Source organism: Oricola indica (assembly GCF_019966595.1).
GTDB classification, from domain to species: Bacteria; Pseudomonadota; Alphaproteobacteria; order Rhizobiales; family Rhizobiaceae; genus Oricola; species Oricola indica.
The window spans coordinates 72175-88072 of the sequence record NZ_JAINFJ010000005.1; the positions used below are offsets into that span (position 1 = coordinate 72175).

Here is a 15898-nt window from a genome sequence, read left to right on the forward strand (position 1 = left end):
TTGGATACAGCCATCTCCGATCGCGCTTATGTGCTCTCCGATCCAAACGGCGGCGCGGGACTGGGCGTTCTCGATCGATTGGGCCGCGAAATCGTCAGCGGAACCTTCCCGCCTGAAACGCGTCTGCCGGACGAGGCGTCGATGCTCAAGCGCTACGCCGTGTCGCGGACGGCACTGCGCGAAGCCTACAGCAAGCTCTCCGCCAAGGGCATGATCGTCGCACGCCCGAAGGTTGGCACCAGCGTTCGCCCGCCCGCATTCTGGAACATGCTCGATCCCGAGGTCCTGGGTTGGCATTTGCAGACCAAGTCGCCGAACGAGATCGCCATGGATCTCTACGCCTTGCGCCGCATGGTCGAGCCGCCCGCAGCGGCGCTCGCCGCCAAGATCAGGAGCGAAGACGAGCTGGCGAAAATCGAAAGTGCCTACCGGGACATGGCGGTCAAGGCACATGACGAGGCGGAACTGGTGCAGGCCGACCTGCGCTTTCACCTCGAGATCCTCTTCGCCACCCACAATCACTTCATCGGAGCATTCAGCGCGCTCATCCACGCGGCGATGATCAGCACCTTTCGCCTGAGCTGGCGCGGTGCCGCCGTCGCGGTCATCAAGCAGGCGCGCCTCGAACAGCATGGCGACGTGCTGGACGCGATCTCCCGGCAGGAACCGGAGCTCGCCCGCCAGCGCATGGAAGTCCTGCTCGACGACTCGATCCGCGATGTGGACGAAGCCTTGGGGACACGATGACGTCTTGCGGCGAATTTGCAGGGCTTTCGAAAGCACACAAACCTGCACTCATCTGAAGAGAGGCTGCGTCTATCTGCTCGGATTTCGCAGTCGGCTCAGCGTCACGGGCGTCATTCCCAGGAACGACGAAATCTGACTGTGAGTAAACAGGGTTTCGTGGTCAGGATAGTGGCTACGAAACCACTCCAGCCGCTCCTTGGCTTTGAGCGCGAGGCTCCATTCCCGGCTTGTCTTTCGCTCAAGTTCGGCGCGCAGAACTGCATTGGCCCACTCCTCGATCGCTGACGAACCGCGCATCAATTCCAGAAGGGCCGCGGCCGATACCGAAGCGGCCTGCCCATCTGACTCCAGTCTCAAGCTGACAAGGGACTTGCCGTCGGCGGCGCGCGCCAGATTGGGCGTGATCACACACGGCCCAACAAAAAAACCAACGCACACTTCGCGCCCATCGGCGTCGCCGATCAGACTGACCGCCTTCCCTGACAACAGAATGTATTCCATCGCATCTGGCTCACCCTGCCGGGCGAGGAAGGCGGTTTTCGGAAGTCGTTTCGCCTCGAACGCCCCGGCCAAGGCGCGTGCATCGGCCGCGGTCAGATCACCGAAAATCCGTCGGTCCCGTTCAAAGCTGCTTGCGATCTGCATTTCTCGCGTCCCGTTAACAAAAGACAATGCCTCGCAGGCAAGGCGCTCCTAACAGCTAGGCATACTTCAAATGCGAAAGGAGTTCTTCTCATGAAAATCGATCACAGCGGCAAGGCCACAATCCTGTTCGGGCTGGGCGCCGCGATCATCTATCTTGTCATGGTACTGGGCACGCTCAGTTATCTGAACGATCTTGCAGGCGCGCTGCCATTCGATCTGCGGCCCTCAGGATACTCACATTCTGACACCGTAGGTCTGCTGGAAGCACTCGGTGCGACCGGGCGCCACTATTATCTCACGCGGCAGATCCCTCTGGATACGCTCTACCCCGCATTGCTGGCGCTGACCCTGATTTCGGCACTTCGATGGCGTTCATTCAGGTTCGGGCCGACGCTGATGACCCGGATAGGCGGAGCCTTGGCAATCCTGGCCGCGAAATTCGACTATCTGGAAAACCTGGGTATCAGCTTCATGCTGCTGACTGGACCAGAGCCAGACCTTGCGCTGGTAAAGGCCGCAAGCACAGCGACGATCTTGAAATCGGCTCTGACGACGGCTGCCATACTTGCCGTTATTGCAAGTCTCCTGTCGGTCCTGTTCAGGCGCATGTTGAGTGCACGCACCACCCCTACGGCTCGCTGATAAGATGTCTCGGCTCGTCTGCACCCAGGCCGCCAGCAAGGTCATACCTTTACCGGCGCGGGCAAGATCGGGAGAACGCGTTCGCGAGGGCAAGTGGCGGAGAGGGTGGGATTCGAACCCACGGTACGGTCGCCCGCACGCCGGTTTTCAAGACCGGTGCCTTAAACCGCTCGGCCACCTCTCCGGAGGCGTCGTATTGGCATGAAACCCTGAAACCGCGCAACTGTGAATCTGTAAACGCAGAGAGGGCGGTTGGCTGTCTGACATGGCTTCATTAACCAAACCAAGCGAGCGGGCGCGAAGTGCGATGTGTCACACCCGTTCGGGATTGGCCTTTTAACCAAATTTGTGTATCCCGGTTCCCGTTATGCGTTCTCAGATGCCCAAAACACCCGTCAAAACCGCCTCCGCGATCGCCGTTCTCGGCCTGGTCCTTGCGGGGTGTTCGACGTCTCAGCCGAAATTCGGTTATTCGCAGACCGAGGGTGTCTATGCGGCGAACGGCAAGACGTCCGGCGCAGAGTATTTTTCGGTCGCATCGGTCGGTGTCTCGGCGAGCCCCCGGGTGGCGACCGGTGCCGTCATGCCGCGCGGCGGCGGAACCTCGAAGGTCGGCAAGCCCTATACGGTGGCCGGAAAGACCTATTATCCGACCGAAAACCCCAAGGGGGCCGAAGTCGGATTGGCGTCCTGGTACGGGGCGGCATTTCACGGCCGCAAGACCGCCAATGGCGAAATCTACGACATGGCGCACCTGACAGCGGCCCACAAAACGTTCCCGCTGCCCAGCTATGCGCGCGTGACCAATCTGGAAAACGGCCGTTCGCTGCTGGTCCGCGTGAACGATCGGGGGCCTTTCGCGCATGATCGCGTCATCGACCTTTCCAAGCGAGCCGCCGATCTCCTCGACTATACGAATAGCGGCGTCGCCAAGGTGAAGGTCGAGTATGCCGGCCGTGCACCGCTCGACGGACAAGACGACGCGTTCCTGCTCGCCTCCGTCCAGGGTGTCCCGGGAAATGCGCCCGATGGCCGCTATATCCAGCCGAGCTCCGGCGTCATGGTTGCCATGAACGGGCAGACGCCCGAGCGTCGTCCAGTACAGAAACGCGGCCTGATGGGCGTATTGTCTTCCGCATTCGGACTTCCGACACCGCGTCGCGACGTCGCTCAGGTGGCAGACAGGATGGAACCGGCCGCTTCCTCGGCCTATGCCGATCAGCGGGTGGCTTCGGCTTTCGCCGACAATCCGTTTTCCGGATTGACATCCTCCGACTGGAAATCACGCTAGACAGAACGCACCGCGAAGTTGCCTGAAGGCGAAGGGATTTGGTAATTGAATCCTCGGGCCTCTGTACCTTCGGATAACGACGTGTAGTCTAGCGCCATGCGAAATCCAGTTTCCATCATCGTTCTTGCATTGAGCCTGCTCGCCAGTCTCGTCCTGCCGGCCGCCGCGCAGCTTTTCGAGACGAGGGCAGGGCAGGCGGTCTTGCTCGACGTCAATTCGGGGACCGTTCTCTTTTCGAAGAACGCGGATGAGCCAGTGCCGCCGGCGTCGCTCGCGAAACTGATGACCATGGAGGTTGTCTTCAACGCTTTGAAGGCCGGCCGGCTGTCCATGGACGACGAGTTTCTCGTCAGCGAAAACGCATGGCGAACTGGCGGGGCGGTTTCGGGCGGATCGACCATGTTCGCGGAACTGAATTCCTCGATACGGCTAGAAGACCTGATTCAGGGTGTCATCGTCCAGTCGGCCAATGACGGATGCATCATCATCGCGGAGGGCATGGCGGGTTCCGAAGCGATCTTCGCGCAATTGATGAACGAACGCGCCCGCAAGATCGGCCTGGAGAATTCCACCTTCATGAATTCGACCGGCCTGCCGGATCCCCAGCAGAAGGTGACGATGCGCGACCTCGTCAAGCTCGCCGTCCATATCCAGAGCGAGTATCCCGAATACTACAAATATTACGCCCAGCGCGATTTCACCTGGAACAAGATCCTCCAGCGCAACCGCAATCCGCTTCTTGCGATGGATATCGGCGCCGACGGCATGAAGACCGGCTACACCGAGGAATCCGGTTACGCCATCGTCGGCTCGATCGATCGCGATGGACGCAGACTCATCGTCGCGATGAGCGGACTTCCCGATCAGCGTTCGCGCGGCGAGGAAGCCCGCAAGCTTCTCGAATGGGGCCTGCGCGCATTCCAGCCCTACGAAATCTTCAAGAAGGACGAGGAAATCGGCAATGTGCGGCTTTATGGCGGCGCCCAACTGACCGTTCCGGTCACTGTCCTGAAAGACCTGATCATCCTGCTGCCGATAACCGAAAGAGACCGCATGAAGGCGCGGGTGGTCTATACCGGCCCGGTGATGGCTCCCGTGGAAGCCGGCCAGGAAATCGCCACGTTGAAGGTCTGGATCGGCGACAACCTTTCCCAGGAAAAGCCGCTCTACGCCGCGCAATCCGTGCCGCTCGGGCCGATTCACCGCAGGGCGCTGGATGCGTTGACGGAGCTCGTACTTGGCTGGATCTGATTTGGCGCGGACGAAAGGTTCGCGCGGTCGTGGCCTCTTCATTACCTTCGAGGGTGGAGACGGCGCGGGGAAATCGACGCAGATACATCGGCTTGCGGAAACCCTTCGCAAACGCGGATACGCGGTTATGGAATCGCGCGAGCCGGGTGGCACACCGGGCGCCGAAGCAGTCCGGCATGTCGTTCTCGACACCAGTGCTGCCGAGCCCTTCGGCCCGTATCTGGAGGCCATGCTTTTCGCCGCAGCCCGAAACGACCATGTCGAGCAAAAGATCCGCCCCGCACTCGAGCACGGCGAGATCGTGCTTGTTGACCGGTTCATGGATTCGACGCGGGTCTACCAGGGCGCAACCGAAAATCTCGACAGCGGCTTCGTGAAGTCGCTCGAACGCGTGGCGGTCGCCAATGTCGTCCCGGACCTGACACTTATCCTCGACCTGCCGCCGGAGGAGGGGCTGCGCCGCGCCCATGCGCGCCGGGAGGCCGACACGCCGGTCGACCGGTTCGAGAAGGAAGACATCGCGGCGCACGAGATCAGGCGCGCGGCATTTCTCGACATCGCGGAGAATGAGCCGGAACGATGCCGCGTGATCGATGCGTCCGGTTCTGCGGATGACGTGGCCGAACAAATTCTCAATGTCGTTTCACGCGCGATACGAAAGTCCGGCATTGCCAAGATCGGCGCGGACGGGAAACAGGACAGCGCCTGACGACATGATCGAGGTCCCGGAAACCCATGACACGCTCGAAGGCATCAATCCGCCGCAACTCACCAAGACGTTGCACGGTCACCCTCGCGAGCAGGAATTTCTCTCCGCCGCAGTCGCGAGCGGCAAGCTGCACCATGCGATGATCTTCGAGGGCGAGCGCGGCATCGGCAAGGCAACCGCGGCATTCCACCTTGCGAACCGGCTGCTCGACCGCCAATCCGCCCATGTGCCCGATCCGGAATCCGGCACTTTCCGGCAGATCGCACAGGGCGCACATCCCGGCTTGCTCTATCTGACGCGACCGAAAAACGATCAGGGCACCGGTTTCAAATCCGCGATCACGGTCGATGAAATCCGCCGCCTGCAACGGTTCTTCGCAATGACGGCGGCGGGCGCGGACAGCTACCGGGTCGTGATCATCGATCCCGTCAACGACCTCAACCGCAACGCGGCGAACGCCCTTTTGAAGCTGCTCGAGGAGCCGCCCGCGCGCGCCGTCTTTATCCTGATTGGCCACGGCACCGGCGGATTGCTGCCGACGATCCGCTCACGCTGCCAGATCCTGAAGTTCTCGCCTCTGGCCGACGAGGAAATCGAGCAGATCATCCGTGAGCAGGGCGGCGGCGCCGATGACACGGAAATCGCGCGTATCGCGGCCCTTGGCGGCGGCAGCGCGCGCCGCGCCCTGTTGTTTGCCCAATTCGGCGGCCTGGAGCTGAAGGAAGCGCTCGATACGTATCTGTCCGGGCCAAGGCCGGACGTTGCGCAGGCCCACAAACTTGCCGAGATCGCCGGCGCGCGCAAGAACGAGATCCATCGCGACATCCTGCGCGAACTGGTTCTCGACCGGCTTCGCGACCGTGCGACGCAGGCCGCGCGATCCGGCCAATTGCGCGCCGCAGAACGCATTGCAACCGCCGACATGGCGCTGCAGGATCGCATGCGGATGTCGGACGCCTTCAATCTCGATCGAAAGCAGGACTTCCTGTCCCTGCTCGGCGACGTGCATGAATTGCTGAGCGCGACGGCCCACGCGTGATTTTTCCGGCAACCCGGCTTTCCTTGAGCGATTGAAATCGGATAGAGCAGGGCACCTCGCGCAATCATTCCAGACAGGCCGACATGTCCGCCAAAGACCGTTACTATATCACCACGCCGATTTTCTATCCGAACGGCGTTCCCCATATCGGCCACGCCTATACGGCGATCGCGACCGACGTGCTCGCCCGCTTTGCCCGCCACGACGGCAAGGACGTGTTCTTCCTGACCGGAACCGACGAGCACGGCCAGAAGATGCAGCGCACCGCCGAGCAGGAAGGCATCGCGCCGATCGAGCTCGCCGACAAGAACTCCGCCGTTTTCCGCCGCATGGTCGAAACCGTCGGCTGTTCCAACGACGACTTCATCCGCACGACGGAGGAGCGCCACCGCATCGCCGTCCAGGAACTCTGGAAGCGGATGGAAGCCAATGGCGACATCTATCTCGGCAAGTATGGCGGCTGGTACTCCGTGCGCCAGGAAGCCTATTTCGACGAAAGCGAGACCACGCTCGGCGAAGACGGTGTCCGCCGCGAGCCGCTTGGGTCCGAAGTCGAATGGGTCGAGGAGGAAAGCTACTATTTCCGGCTGTCGGCCTATGGCGACAAGTTGCTGAAGCTCTACACGGACAATCCTGATTTCGTGCTGCCGGCGGAACGCCGCAACGAGGTCGCGAGCTTCGTGAAATCGGGACTGAAGGACCTCTCCATTTCCCGCACCACCTTCGACTGGGGTGTGCCGGTTCCCGGTGACGACAAGCATGTGATGTATGTCTGGGTCGACGCGCTGACCAACTATCTCACGGCGACCGGTTTCCCTGATGAAAATGCGCCGCGCGCGAATTACTGGCCGGCAATGCACATCATCGGCAAGGACATCGTGCGGTTTCACGCGGTCTACTGGCCGGCCTTCCTGATGAGCGCCGGCGTCGAGCTGCCGAAACGCGTTTACGCGCATGGCTTCCTGTTCAACAAGGGCGAGAAGATGTCGAAGTCCGTCGGCAACGTCGTCGACCCCTTCGCGCTGATCGATGCCTACGGGCTCGACCAGGTGCGCTACTTCTTCATGCGCGAAGTGCCGTTCGGCAATGACGGTTCCTACAGCCACGAGGCGATCGTCAACCGGATCAACGCCGATCTCGCCAACGGTCTCGGCAATCTGGCGCAACGCTCGCTGTCGATGATCGCCAAGCATTGCGAAGGCAAGGTGCCGGACCATGGCGCCTTCACGCCGGAAGACGAGGCGCTCCTGGCCGAAAGCGCACCGGCGCTTGCTGCGGCGCGGGACGCAATGGACAAACAGGCGATCCACAAGGCGATCGAGGCCACCTTCGACATCGCGGCCGCCGCGGACCGCTACATCGACGCGCAAGCCCCCTGGGCGCTGCGCAAGACCGACCCGGATCGCATGAAAACGGTTCTCTATGTCGTTGCCGAGACGGTGCGCCGCATCGCCATCCTCGCGCAGCCCTACATGCCGGACGCAACGGGAAAACTGCTCGATCTCGTCGCCGCGCCGGCCGACGCCCGCGATTTCGACAGCCTCGACGCGATGCTGGTTCCCGGAACGGAACTGCCCGCGCCATCCGGCGTTTTCCCGCGATATGTGGACAAGGAAGATTGATCGCGGGCTCATGACCGTACTCGTCGACAGCCATTGTCATCTGGATTTCCCCGACTTCGAAGTCGAACGCGACGAAATCGTCGCGCGCGCCCGCGAGGCCGGGCTCGTGCGCATGGTCACGATCTCGACGCATGTCAGGAAGTTCGACACGATCCGCGCCATCGCCGACACCTATGAGGATGTCTTCTGTTCGGTCGGCACGCATCCGCACAATGCCGATCAGGAACTCGACATCACGGCGGATGATCTCGTCCGGCTGGCCGAGGGCGACAAGGTCGTTGCGATCGGCGAAGCCGGTCTGGATTACTTCTACGACAAGGCGCCGCGCGAGGCGCAGGCGGAAGGATTTCGCCGCCATATCGACGCCGCACGGCGCACCGGACTGCCGCTGGTGATCCACGCCCGCGATGCCGATGACGACATGGCGCGAATCCTGACGGAGGAAACCGAAGGGAAGGGGGCCTTCCCCTTCGTTCTGCACTGTTTCTCGTCCGGCCGCGCGCTCGCCGAAACCGGGATATCGCTCGGCGGCTATGTTTCCTTTTCGGGCATTCTGACCTTCAAGAAATCCGAAGACATCCGCGCCATTGCGAAAGACATGCCGGCGGACCGGATTCTGGTGGAAACGGATTCGCCGTATCTCGCACCGCCGCCGCATCGCGGAAAGCGCAATGAGCCGTCTTATGTAAAGAACACCGCGCAGGTGCTGGCCGATACGCGCGGCGTTTCGCTGGACGAAATCGGAATGGCGACGACGGAAAACTTCTACCGCCTGTTTTCCAGGGTGACGCGGCACGATGGCTGACGGGCAAGCGGCCGCCATGAAGTTCACCGTGCTGGGCTGCGGTTCATCACCCGGCACGCCGCGTCTCAACGGCGACTGGGGCAATTGCGACCCGCATAATCCGAAAAACCGCCGCCTGCGTGCGTCCTTGCTGGTGGAACGCTTCGCGCCCGACGGCGAGCGCACCTGCGTTGTTATCGACACCGGGCCGGATTTCCGCCAGCAGATGCTCGCCGCGCAGGTCCGACAGCTCGACGGCGTGGTCTACACGCATCCGCATGCCGACCACATCCACGGCATCGACGACCTTCGGACTTTTGTCCTCTGGCAGAAACGGCTGATGGACATATGGGCGGACAACTCGACATTCGAACGGTTGGACGATGCGTTCGGTTACTGCTTCCAGACGCCGCCGGGCAGCGGCTATCCGCCGATCCTTCGACGCCATCCGATCGAGATCGGGTCGCCATTCGAAGTGAACGGGCCGGGCGGTCCGATCCGCTTTGAGCCGCTCCTCCAGACGCACGGCGCAATCCATTCGCTCGGCTTTCGCATCGGCGATTTCGCATATTGTTCGGACGTCAGCGCCTATCCCGACGCCACGCTCGACCAGCTGCGGGATCTCGATGTCCTCGTGATCGACGCGCTGCAGTATCGCGAGCATGTGAGCCATTTTTCGCTGGAACAGGCACTGGCCGTGATTATGGAACTGGCGCCGAAACGCGCATTTCTGACCCACATGCATACGCCGCTCGACTATGAAACGGTGAAGCGCGAGACGCCTGACCACGTCGAGCCGGCCTATGACGGCCTTGTCATCGAAACCGGAGCCTGACGCCATGAGCAATCCCGTCGTCCCGAAACCCGGATCGAGCATGGAGCGCGTCGCTCAGGACGCCGAGCGGCTCGGACTGCAAATCAAATTGCGCGTGATGGATCAGTCGACGCGCACGGCCGAAGACGCGGCCGAGGCCTGCGGCTGCACCGTCGGCCAGATCGTCAAGTCTCTGGTCTTCGAGAATGCCGATACCGGTGCGCTCGCGCTGCTGCTCGTATCCGGTTCGCACAACGCCGATCTCGAATACATATCAAGCAGATACGGATTGAACCTCAAGCGATGTGACGGCCGTCGCGTGCGCGACGAGACAGGCTTCGCCATTGGCGGCGTCGCACCGATCGGCCACAAGGCTCCAGTCGCAACATGGCTGGACGAAAGCCTGCTGGACTATGAGACGGTCTGGGCTGCCGCAGGGCGGCCGGACAGCGTCTTCAGCGTCGATCCAAGGGCTCTGGTCGACGCCGTAAAGCCACAGCTCATCACGGTATCGGGCTAATCGCAGTTCCATAATCCATCTTATGCGACAATTAGATGGAGTGTCGCGGATATGCTTTGAATTGGAGAATCGATGAACGCCTCCTCCCAACGCCTCCGTATCCTCGTCCTCTATGGCGGACGCTCAGCCGAGCACGATGTCTCGCTCATGTCGGCGACGAATGTCGTGCGCGCGCTCGATCCCGAGACGTATGATGTCGTACCCGTCTATGTCACACGCGACGGCCGCTGGTTGCTGGCCGCCTTCGAAGACCGCGAACTGACGCGGCCCGAACGCGGCGTCGAAGTCGCGCTCGTTCCTGGCGGCCACGGCCGGATGCTTGCCGCCGGCACGGACCGTATGGAAGAGCTTCCGCCGGCGGATCTGCTTTTTCCGGTGTTGCATGGCCTGCACGGCGAAGACGGCGCGGTCCAGGGGCTGGCTGAAGTCGCATGCGTGGCACTTGTCGGTTGCGGCATTCTCGGCTCGGCGGCATCGATCGACAAGGACATGACCAAGCGCCTGCTGCGCGATGCCGGCGTGCCTGTGGCCCGCTCGGTCGTCATCCGAAAGGACGACATTCCGACCCTCGCAGATCTCGAAAAGAAACTGGGACTGCCCGTCTTCGTCAAGCCGGCACGCCAGGGCTCGTCGGTCGGCGTCACAAAGGTCTCAAATGCCGGCGACTACGATACGGCGCTCGCCGAAGGCTTCCGGCATGACAGCAGGCTCCTGGTTGAGGAGTTTGTCGACGGCCGCGAAATCGAGTTCGCCGTACTGGAACAGCCGGACGGTACCCTTATCGTGTCTCGCCCCGGCGAAATCGCCCCATCCGAGAGCCACGGCTTTTACAGCTATGATGCGAAATATGTCGACGCCGATGGCGCGGCCCTGACTGTCCCGGCAGAACTGCCGGAAGACATCGAGACACGAATGCGCACCTTGGCCGCCGACGCCTTTCGCGCTGCTGGCTGTGACGCCATGGCCCGCGTCGATTTCTTCGTCACGCCCGACATGAAATGCCTCGTCAACGAGATCAACACGATCCCCGGCTTCACCGACATATCCATGTATGCCAAGGCCATGGCCGCATCCGGCATCCCCTACGAGGAACTGCTGGATCGCCTGATCGAGCATGGTCTCGCTCGCGCTGGTCGCTGACAACGCAGTTTCTGTGGACGCAGCAACGATGCACATTCGTCCCGTCACGCTTATGCATAGTATGCTGGCATGACCCCTTCCCGCGACATTTCCCGGCTTCTCGAAATCATGGCGGCGCTGCGCGATCCCGAGACCGGCTGCCCGTGGGATGTCGAGCAGACCTTCTCTACCATCGTGCCCTATACGATTGAGGAAGCCTACGAAGTTGCCGACGCGATCGAGCGGAACGACATGGTCGATCTGCCCGACGAGTTGGGCGACCTCCTGCTTCAGGTCGTCTTCCATTCCCGCATGGCCGAGGAAGCCGGCCAGTTCGATTTCGGCGATGTGGTCGAAGCGATCACAAGGAAAATGATCCGCCGCCATCCGCATGTCTTCGGCGACGATTCCGTGCGCGGCAAGAAGCTCGCCAAGGGCATGTGGGAAAAGATCAAGGCGGAAGAAAAGGCCGAGAAGGCCGCAAAACACGCGGAAACGCAGAAAGCCGCAGGCGTGGAGCAGGTCGAACACCTGTCGCTTCTGGACGATGTGCCGCGCGCCCTTCCCGCCCTGATCCGCGCGATCAAGCTGCAGCGCAAAGCCGCCCGCGTCGGTTTCGACTGGGACACCGCCCCGCCAATCCTCGACAAGATCGAGGAGGAAATCGGCGAATTGCGCGAGGTCATGGCGTCTGGCCAGGAGGACAAGGTCCGCGAGGAATATGGCGACCTGCTCTTCGCGTTGGTCAATCTCGGCCGCCATCTCGATGTCGAACCCGAGGCCGCGCTCGAAGCCGCCAACCACAAATTCTTCACCCGTTTTCGCCACATAGAACGCCGCCTCGGCGAACAGGACCGCAATCCCGCCGACGCCACGCTCGACGAGATGGAAGCCCTCTGGCAGGAAGCGAAGACAGCGAAATAGCTGCGCGACATGGAGACGCGTTAGCGGCCTCTTTCCATTTCGCCCGCTGGCCGCTACTGCCGTTTGGCACATCCACGAAAGGCTGCTTCCATGAGCGATGAAACCCGCGACACAAACGGCACGATCCTGGCCGATGGCGACAACGTTACGGTCATCAAGGATCTGAAGGTCAAGGGCACGTCCTCGACCATCAAGCGCGGCACGTTGGTCAAGGGAATCCGCCTCACCGGCAATCCGGACGAAGTCGAGTGCCGGGTCGAGAAGATCAAGGGCCTCGTCCTGCGCACCGAGTTTCTGAAAAAGGCCTGACGACTTCTGACAGCCCGGCATCGATTCCGGGTGAGAGAAATCTCAGGAAATTTTCCTATCCATCTGAAATATCTATAGTTTCTTGATTCTCTGAATACGCCTGTCCACCGACCCTCATGATCGGTCACCTTGTCCTTGCATTCGAACGCCCCGCGAAAATGAATGCGGAGACAGCGAGACGATATGGACGACAGGGCATGGCTGGCCAGGGCAATCGAGCTGAACTGCGACGCGCTTCTGCGGATCGCGGCGCATCTCGTCGCCGTCCTCCGCCTGCCCGGCGGCGGTATGAAGGACAGTCTGCCGGCCGCAATCTATTTCCGGGTCCTGCGCATCCTGCGTCCCGCCGAGTCCGCGGTGCGCCGTCTCATTGTTCTGGAAGCGATCGGGCTCGATGATGAGCCGGGAATCCCCCGAAAGGCCCCCGACAACGGAACCACCCGCGCAAAGACTCAATCCGGCTCGCACAGCAAGCCGAAAGCGGACCCCGCATTCCAGCTTTTCGACCCGTTCAAGCCGCTGCCGGACAATCCGTGGATCACGGAGGGAGAAGAGCACGAAGATGAGCCTGACGCCCTTCCCGGCTCTGAAGTCTTTCGGCTCGACGAACCGCGCGACGCAAAATCGCTCGGCCGCCGCGTCCGGGCGCTGATCGACGCACTCGACGATCTGCCGGCACAGGCCAGACGTCTTGCCCGGTGGCGGCTCACACGGCGGCGCCCGCGCAGACTGTCATCGCTGCGACCCGGCTTCCCGCCCGGCTATCGCAGGGGCCGGCCCGTTCATGAGGTCGACAGCATTCTGCGCGAATGCCAGGGGCTGGTCGGCTGGGCGAATAAGCCGCCGGGGCAGCGATAGATCGGCGATTGGAAAAATTCAGCGACGCTCGAATGCGGCGGCGTTGTCGCTTGTCATCTCGATATCGACCGTCACCGTACCGTCGTCCGCGGTCTCGCGGCGGCGCACCTGACCGTGGTCGTAGAGCCAGGCGAGATCGGCCCCGCGCTCCGGCGGAATGGAAAACCGCCGCGCGACGAGCTTGCCGGCGATCCGCGTCTCGATCTCGGCCAGAAGCCGGTCGACCCCCTCGCCGGTGATCGCCGACACGGCAGCGATGGACGGGCCGGTGGCAGAGCGCTCTGCCCGCGTGATCAATTCGGCCCGTTCTTCAGGCGCGATCGCGTCGATCTTGTTCCAGACCTCGATAACGTGCTCCTCATCGTCGGGGTCGATATCGAGATCGCGCAGAATCTCCGCCACGTCTGCGGCCTCTTCCTTGCTGGCCGCGCCGGACATGTCGCGCACATGCAGCACGACATCGGCCTCCTGCACCTCTTCCAGCGTCGCCCGGAAGGCAGCGACCAGATGGGTCGGCAGATCGGAGATGAACCCGACCGTGTCCGAAAGGATAATCCATGTGCCGCCCGGCAATCGCACCCGCCGCAAGGTCGGATCGAGCGTCGCGAACAACATGTTCTCGGCCATCACCTCGGCGCCGGTCAGCCGGTTGAACAGGGTCGACTTTCCGGCATTGGTGTAGCCGACAAGAGAAACGATCGGCAGCGGAACCTTCTTGCGCTTGGAGCGGTGCAGGGTGCGGGTCCGGCGCACGCCTTCGAGTTCGCGCTCCAGCTTCTTGATCTTGTCCTGGAGAATACGCCGGTCCGCCTCGATCTGGGTCTCGCCCGGTCCGCCGAGGAAGCCCGCGCCGCCGCGCTGGCGTTCGAGGTGGGTCCAGCTTCTGACCAGCCGGCCCTTCTGATAATTCAGATGCGCCAGCTCGACCTGCAGGGAGCCTTCCTTGGTCTGCGCACGCTCGCCGAAGATTTCAAGAATCAGGCCTGTCCGGTCGAGAACCTTGGCGTTCCACTCTTTCTCGAGGTTGCGCTGCTGAACCGGCGTCAAGGAATGGTCGACGATGACAAGCCCGGCATGACATGCCTCTATGATGCCCCTGATCTCCTCGACCTTGCCCGTGCCAAGCAATGTCGCGGGCTGTGGCTTGGAGACCGGAACGATCATGCTGTGCGCGATATCGAGATCGATGGCGCGCGCGAGGCCTTCCGCTTCGATCAGGCGCTCGGCGGCGGCGCGCAACGGTGCGCTGTCCGTGCCCTGCCCTTGCTGGCGCAGGTCCGGCTCGACAACCACGGCGACCGTGGGCACCGGCGCATGATCCTGACCCTTGCGCTTTCGCGCACGGACGGGGTCGTGCTGATTTTCAGAGTGTTTCGTCAATCGGGTTTGGACGTCGCGTCGTCGTTTTCATACAAACTGACCGGCTGGCCGGGCATGATCGTCGATATCGCGTGTTTATAGACCAGTTGCGCATGTCCGTCGCGCCGCAGCAAAACACAAAAATTGTCGAACGAAGTGACGACGCCCGTAAGCTTCACCCCATTGACGAGGAAGATCGTCAGCGGAATTTTTTGTTTGCGAACTGCATTCAGAAACTGATCTTGCAGATTTTGGGAGCGTTCAGCCATGTTTTTTCCGTCTGTACAGGTATCAATGAATTAGTCGCGATATGGTTTTGCCGCAATGCGAGTAACGTAAAATTCCTAGTGATTTTTTCAATGCGGAAACTAATTGGGCTTTCGTCTCACTCTTTCGTGATCAAATGGGCGTTTTCTCCGCTGTTTCAAAGAATGCGTCTCTTAGCGCAAGCGAAACTGATCCGGGGTGTCCATTGGCGACTGATGTCTCGTCGATACGCACGACAGGCATCACCAGTGTTGTGGCCGCCGTAATGAAAGCTTCCCGCGCGTGCTTTGCCTCCTCAACGGTAAACCCGCGCTCCTCAACCTTGAGGCCCTGCCCGGCGGCGATGTCCATCACCGTAGCGCGCGTGATCCCGCGCAGTATACCGAAATCCGCAGGCCGTGTGACCAGCGTGCCGTCGGCGGTCACGATCCAGGCATTCGTCGCCGCGCCTTCCTTCACGATACCGTCGGCATCGACGAACCAGGCCTCGGCGGCCCCCGTTTCCTTCGCCTTCTGACGCGCGAGGACATTCGGCAAAAGGCCGACAGTCTTGATATCGACGCGATCCCAGCGGCTTTCCGGTACGGTCAGGACGGCGACGCCCTCGCCCGCCTTCGCCCTTGCGGCCTGCGGATCGCTGCTTCGTGCGGTAACGACCAGAGACGGGCGCGTGGTGGCGGAAGGAAAAACGTGGTCGCGCCGGGCGACGCCGCGCGTAACCTGTATATAGACCATGCCGTCGCTCACCCTATTTCGCCGCGCCACTTCCCGCAGGATCGCAACGAGAGCGTCGCGATCGACAGGCCACGCGATCTGCAACTCACTCAGGGACCGCGCCAACCGGTCCAGATGCCGGGTCATGTCGATGATATAGCCACGCGCGATCTCGCAAACTTCGTAGACGCCGTCGGCGAATTGGTAGCCGCGATCCTCGACATGAACCACGGCGTCCCGGTGGCGCGAATATCGGCCGTTGACATAGGTAATGCGCGACACTC

General features: G+C 61.8%; 18 protein-coding genes and 1 tRNA gene. 14 read left to right on the forward strand and 5 right to left on the reverse strand.

Features of this window, described 5'->3' with window-relative positions; all coding sequences use genetic code 11:
- The gene (locus LC343_RS14030) at positions 1–747 is read left to right on the forward strand and encodes a FadR/GntR family transcriptional regulator (RefSeq protein WP_223477779.1); all 747 of its coding nucleotides are present in this window, start codon (positions 1–3) and stop codon (positions 745–747) included.
- A gap of 69 nt (positions 748–816) precedes the next feature.
- Here LC343_RS14030 and LC343_RS14035 read toward each other — a convergent pair whose 3' ends face one another.
- Complete coding sequence (locus LC343_RS14035; protein ID WP_223477780.1) at positions 817–1392, reverse strand: Crp/Fnr family transcriptional regulator; 576 nt, start codon at positions 1390–1392, stop codon at positions 817–819.
- A gap of 90 nt (positions 1393–1482) precedes the next feature.
- Between LC343_RS14035 and LC343_RS14040 the strand changes: the two genes are divergently transcribed.
- The gene (locus LC343_RS14040; protein WP_223477781.1) at positions 1483–2034 is read left to right on the forward strand and encodes a hypothetical protein; all 552 of its coding nucleotides are present in this window, start codon (positions 1483–1485) and stop codon (positions 2032–2034) included.
- A gap of 94 nt (positions 2035–2128) precedes the next feature.
- On the opposite strand, the gene LC343_RS14045 is transcribed toward LC343_RS14040, so the two are convergent.
- Positions 2129–2218 (reverse strand) — tRNA-Ser (locus tag LC343_RS14045).
- Between the two features lie 195 nt (positions 2219–2413).
- Here LC343_RS14045 and LC343_RS14050 point away from each other — a divergent pair.
- From LC343_RS14050 to LC343_RS14105, 12 genes are all read left to right on the forward strand, one after another.
- Positions 2414–3325, forward strand: coding sequence for a septal ring lytic transglycosylase RlpA family protein (locus LC343_RS14050; protein ID WP_428982557.1), 912 nt, complete (start codon positions 2414–2416; stop codon positions 3323–3325).
- Between the two features lie 96 nt (positions 3326–3421).
- Positions 3422–4576, forward strand: a complete 1155-nt coding sequence (locus LC343_RS14055; RefSeq protein ID WP_223477782.1) for a D-alanyl-D-alanine carboxypeptidase family protein — start codon at positions 3422–3424, stop codon at positions 4574–4576.
- The gene (tmk, locus tag LC343_RS14060; RefSeq protein ID WP_223477783.1) at positions 4563–5285 is read left to right on the forward strand and encodes a dTMP kinase; all 723 of its coding nucleotides are present in this window, start codon (positions 4563–4565) and stop codon (positions 5283–5285) included. The genes LC343_RS14055 and tmk overlap by 14 nt, the downstream gene beginning before the upstream one ends.
- A 4-nt stretch (positions 5286–5289) precedes the next feature.
- Positions 5290–6324 (forward strand): DNA polymerase III subunit delta', encoded by a 1035-nt coding sequence (locus LC343_RS14065; RefSeq protein ID WP_223477784.1) that lies wholly within the window; start codon positions 5290–5292, stop codon positions 6322–6324.
- 83 nt (positions 6325–6407) lie between these two features.
- Positions 6408–7946, forward strand: a complete 1539-nt coding sequence (gene metG / locus LC343_RS14070) for a methionine--tRNA ligase (RefSeq protein ID WP_223477785.1) — start codon at positions 6408–6410, stop codon at positions 7944–7946.
- Between the two features lie 10 nt (positions 7947–7956).
- Positions 7957–8751 (forward strand): TatD family hydrolase, encoded by a 795-nt coding sequence (locus LC343_RS14075; RefSeq protein ID WP_223477786.1) that lies wholly within the window; start codon positions 7957–7959, stop codon positions 8749–8751.
- Positions 8744–9565 carry an MBL fold metallo-hydrolase gene (locus LC343_RS14080; RefSeq protein WP_223477787.1) on the forward strand — a complete coding sequence of 274 codons (822 nt, stop codon included), beginning with the start codon at positions 8744–8746 and terminating at the stop codon, positions 9563–9565. The genes LC343_RS14075 and LC343_RS14080 overlap by 8 nt, the downstream gene beginning before the upstream one ends.
- 4 nt (positions 9566–9569) lie before the next feature.
- The gene (locus tag LC343_RS14085) at positions 9570–10064 is read left to right on the forward strand and encodes a YbaK/EbsC family protein (protein WP_223477788.1); all 495 of its coding nucleotides are present in this window, start codon (positions 9570–9572) and stop codon (positions 10062–10064) included.
- A 72-nt stretch (positions 10065–10136) separates the two neighbouring features.
- Positions 10137–11204 (forward strand): D-alanine--D-alanine ligase family protein, encoded by a 1068-nt coding sequence (locus tag LC343_RS14090; protein WP_223477789.1) that lies wholly within the window; start codon positions 10137–10139, stop codon positions 11202–11204.
- Between the two features lie 69 nt (positions 11205–11273).
- Positions 11274–12107, forward strand: coding sequence for a nucleoside triphosphate pyrophosphohydrolase (mazG, locus tag LC343_RS14095; RefSeq protein ID WP_223477790.1), 834 nt, complete (start codon positions 11274–11276; stop codon positions 12105–12107).
- A 90-nt stretch (positions 12108–12197) separates the two neighbouring features.
- The gene (locus tag LC343_RS14100) at positions 12198–12416 is read left to right on the forward strand and encodes an alkylphosphonate utilization protein (protein ID WP_223477791.1); all 219 of its coding nucleotides are present in this window, start codon (positions 12198–12200) and stop codon (positions 12414–12416) included.
- 162 nt (positions 12417–12578) lie between these two features.
- Entirely contained in the window at positions 12579–13274 is a 696-nt protein-coding gene (locus LC343_RS14105) for a hypothetical protein (protein ID WP_223477792.1), read from the forward strand.
- Positions 13275–13292: 18 nt separating this feature from the next.
- Here the strand turns inward: LC343_RS14105 and hflX are convergent, their stop codons facing one another.
- The 3 genes from hflX to LC343_RS14120 all read right to left on the reverse strand — a co-directional run bounded on the left by hflX (position 13293) and on the right by LC343_RS14120 (position 15896).
- Positions 13293–14582, reverse strand: coding sequence for a GTPase HflX (gene hflX / locus LC343_RS14110; protein ID WP_223477793.1), 1290 nt, complete (start codon positions 14580–14582; stop codon positions 13293–13295).
- Positions 14583–14650: 68 nt separating this feature from the next.
- Positions 14651–14902, reverse strand: a complete 252-nt coding sequence (hfq, locus tag LC343_RS14115) for an RNA chaperone Hfq (protein ID WP_223477794.1) — start codon at positions 14900–14902, stop codon at positions 14651–14653.
- Positions 14903–15032: 130 nt separating this feature from the next.
- Entirely contained in the window at positions 15033–15896 is an 864-nt protein-coding gene (locus tag LC343_RS14120) for a D-amino-acid transaminase (RefSeq protein WP_223477795.1), read from the reverse strand.
- Positions 15897–15898: the final 2 nt, after the last annotated feature.

Coding starts and splice junctions, on each gene's coding strand:
- LC343_RS14035 (WP_223477780.1), bottom strand. CDS start 1,392: ATGCAGATCGCAAGCAGCTTTGAACGGGACCGACGGATTTTCGGTGAT.
- LC343_RS14040 (WP_223477781.1), top strand. CDS start 1,483: ATGAAAATCGATCACAGCGGCAAGGCCACAATCCTGTTCGGGCTGGGC.
- LC343_RS14050 (WP_428982557.1), top strand. CDS start 2,414: ATGCCCAAAACACCCGTCAAAACCGCCTCCGCGATCGCCGTTCTCGGC.
- LC343_RS14055 (WP_223477782.1), top strand. CDS start 3,422: ATGCGAAATCCAGTTTCCATCATCGTTCTTGCATTGAGCCTGCTCGCC.
- LC343_RS14065 (WP_223477784.1), top strand. CDS start 5,290: ATGATCGAGGTCCCGGAAACCCATGACACGCTCGAAGGCATCAATCCG.
- metG (WP_223477785.1), top strand. CDS start 6,408: ATGTCCGCCAAAGACCGTTACTATATCACCACGCCGATTTTCTATCCG.
- LC343_RS14075 (WP_223477786.1), top strand. CDS start 7,957: ATGACCGTACTCGTCGACAGCCATTGTCATCTGGATTTCCCCGACTTC.
- LC343_RS14080 (WP_223477787.1), top strand. CDS start 8,744: ATGGCTGACGGGCAAGCGGCCGCCATGAAGTTCACCGTGCTGGGCTGC.
- LC343_RS14085 (WP_223477788.1), top strand. CDS start 9,570: ATGAGCAATCCCGTCGTCCCGAAACCCGGATCGAGCATGGAGCGCGTC.
- LC343_RS14090 (WP_223477789.1), top strand. CDS start 10,137: ATGAACGCCTCCTCCCAACGCCTCCGTATCCTCGTCCTCTATGGCGGA.
- mazG (WP_223477790.1), top strand. CDS start 11,274: ATGACCCCTTCCCGCGACATTTCCCGGCTTCTCGAAATCATGGCGGCG.
- LC343_RS14100 (WP_223477791.1), top strand. CDS start 12,198: ATGAGCGATGAAACCCGCGACACAAACGGCACGATCCTGGCCGATGGC.
- LC343_RS14105 (WP_223477792.1), top strand. CDS start 12,579: ATGCGGAGACAGCGAGACGATATGGACGACAGGGCATGGCTGGCCAGG.
- hfq (WP_223477794.1), bottom strand. CDS start 14,902: ATGGCTGAACGCTCCCAAAATCTGCAAGATCAGTTTCTGAATGCAGTT.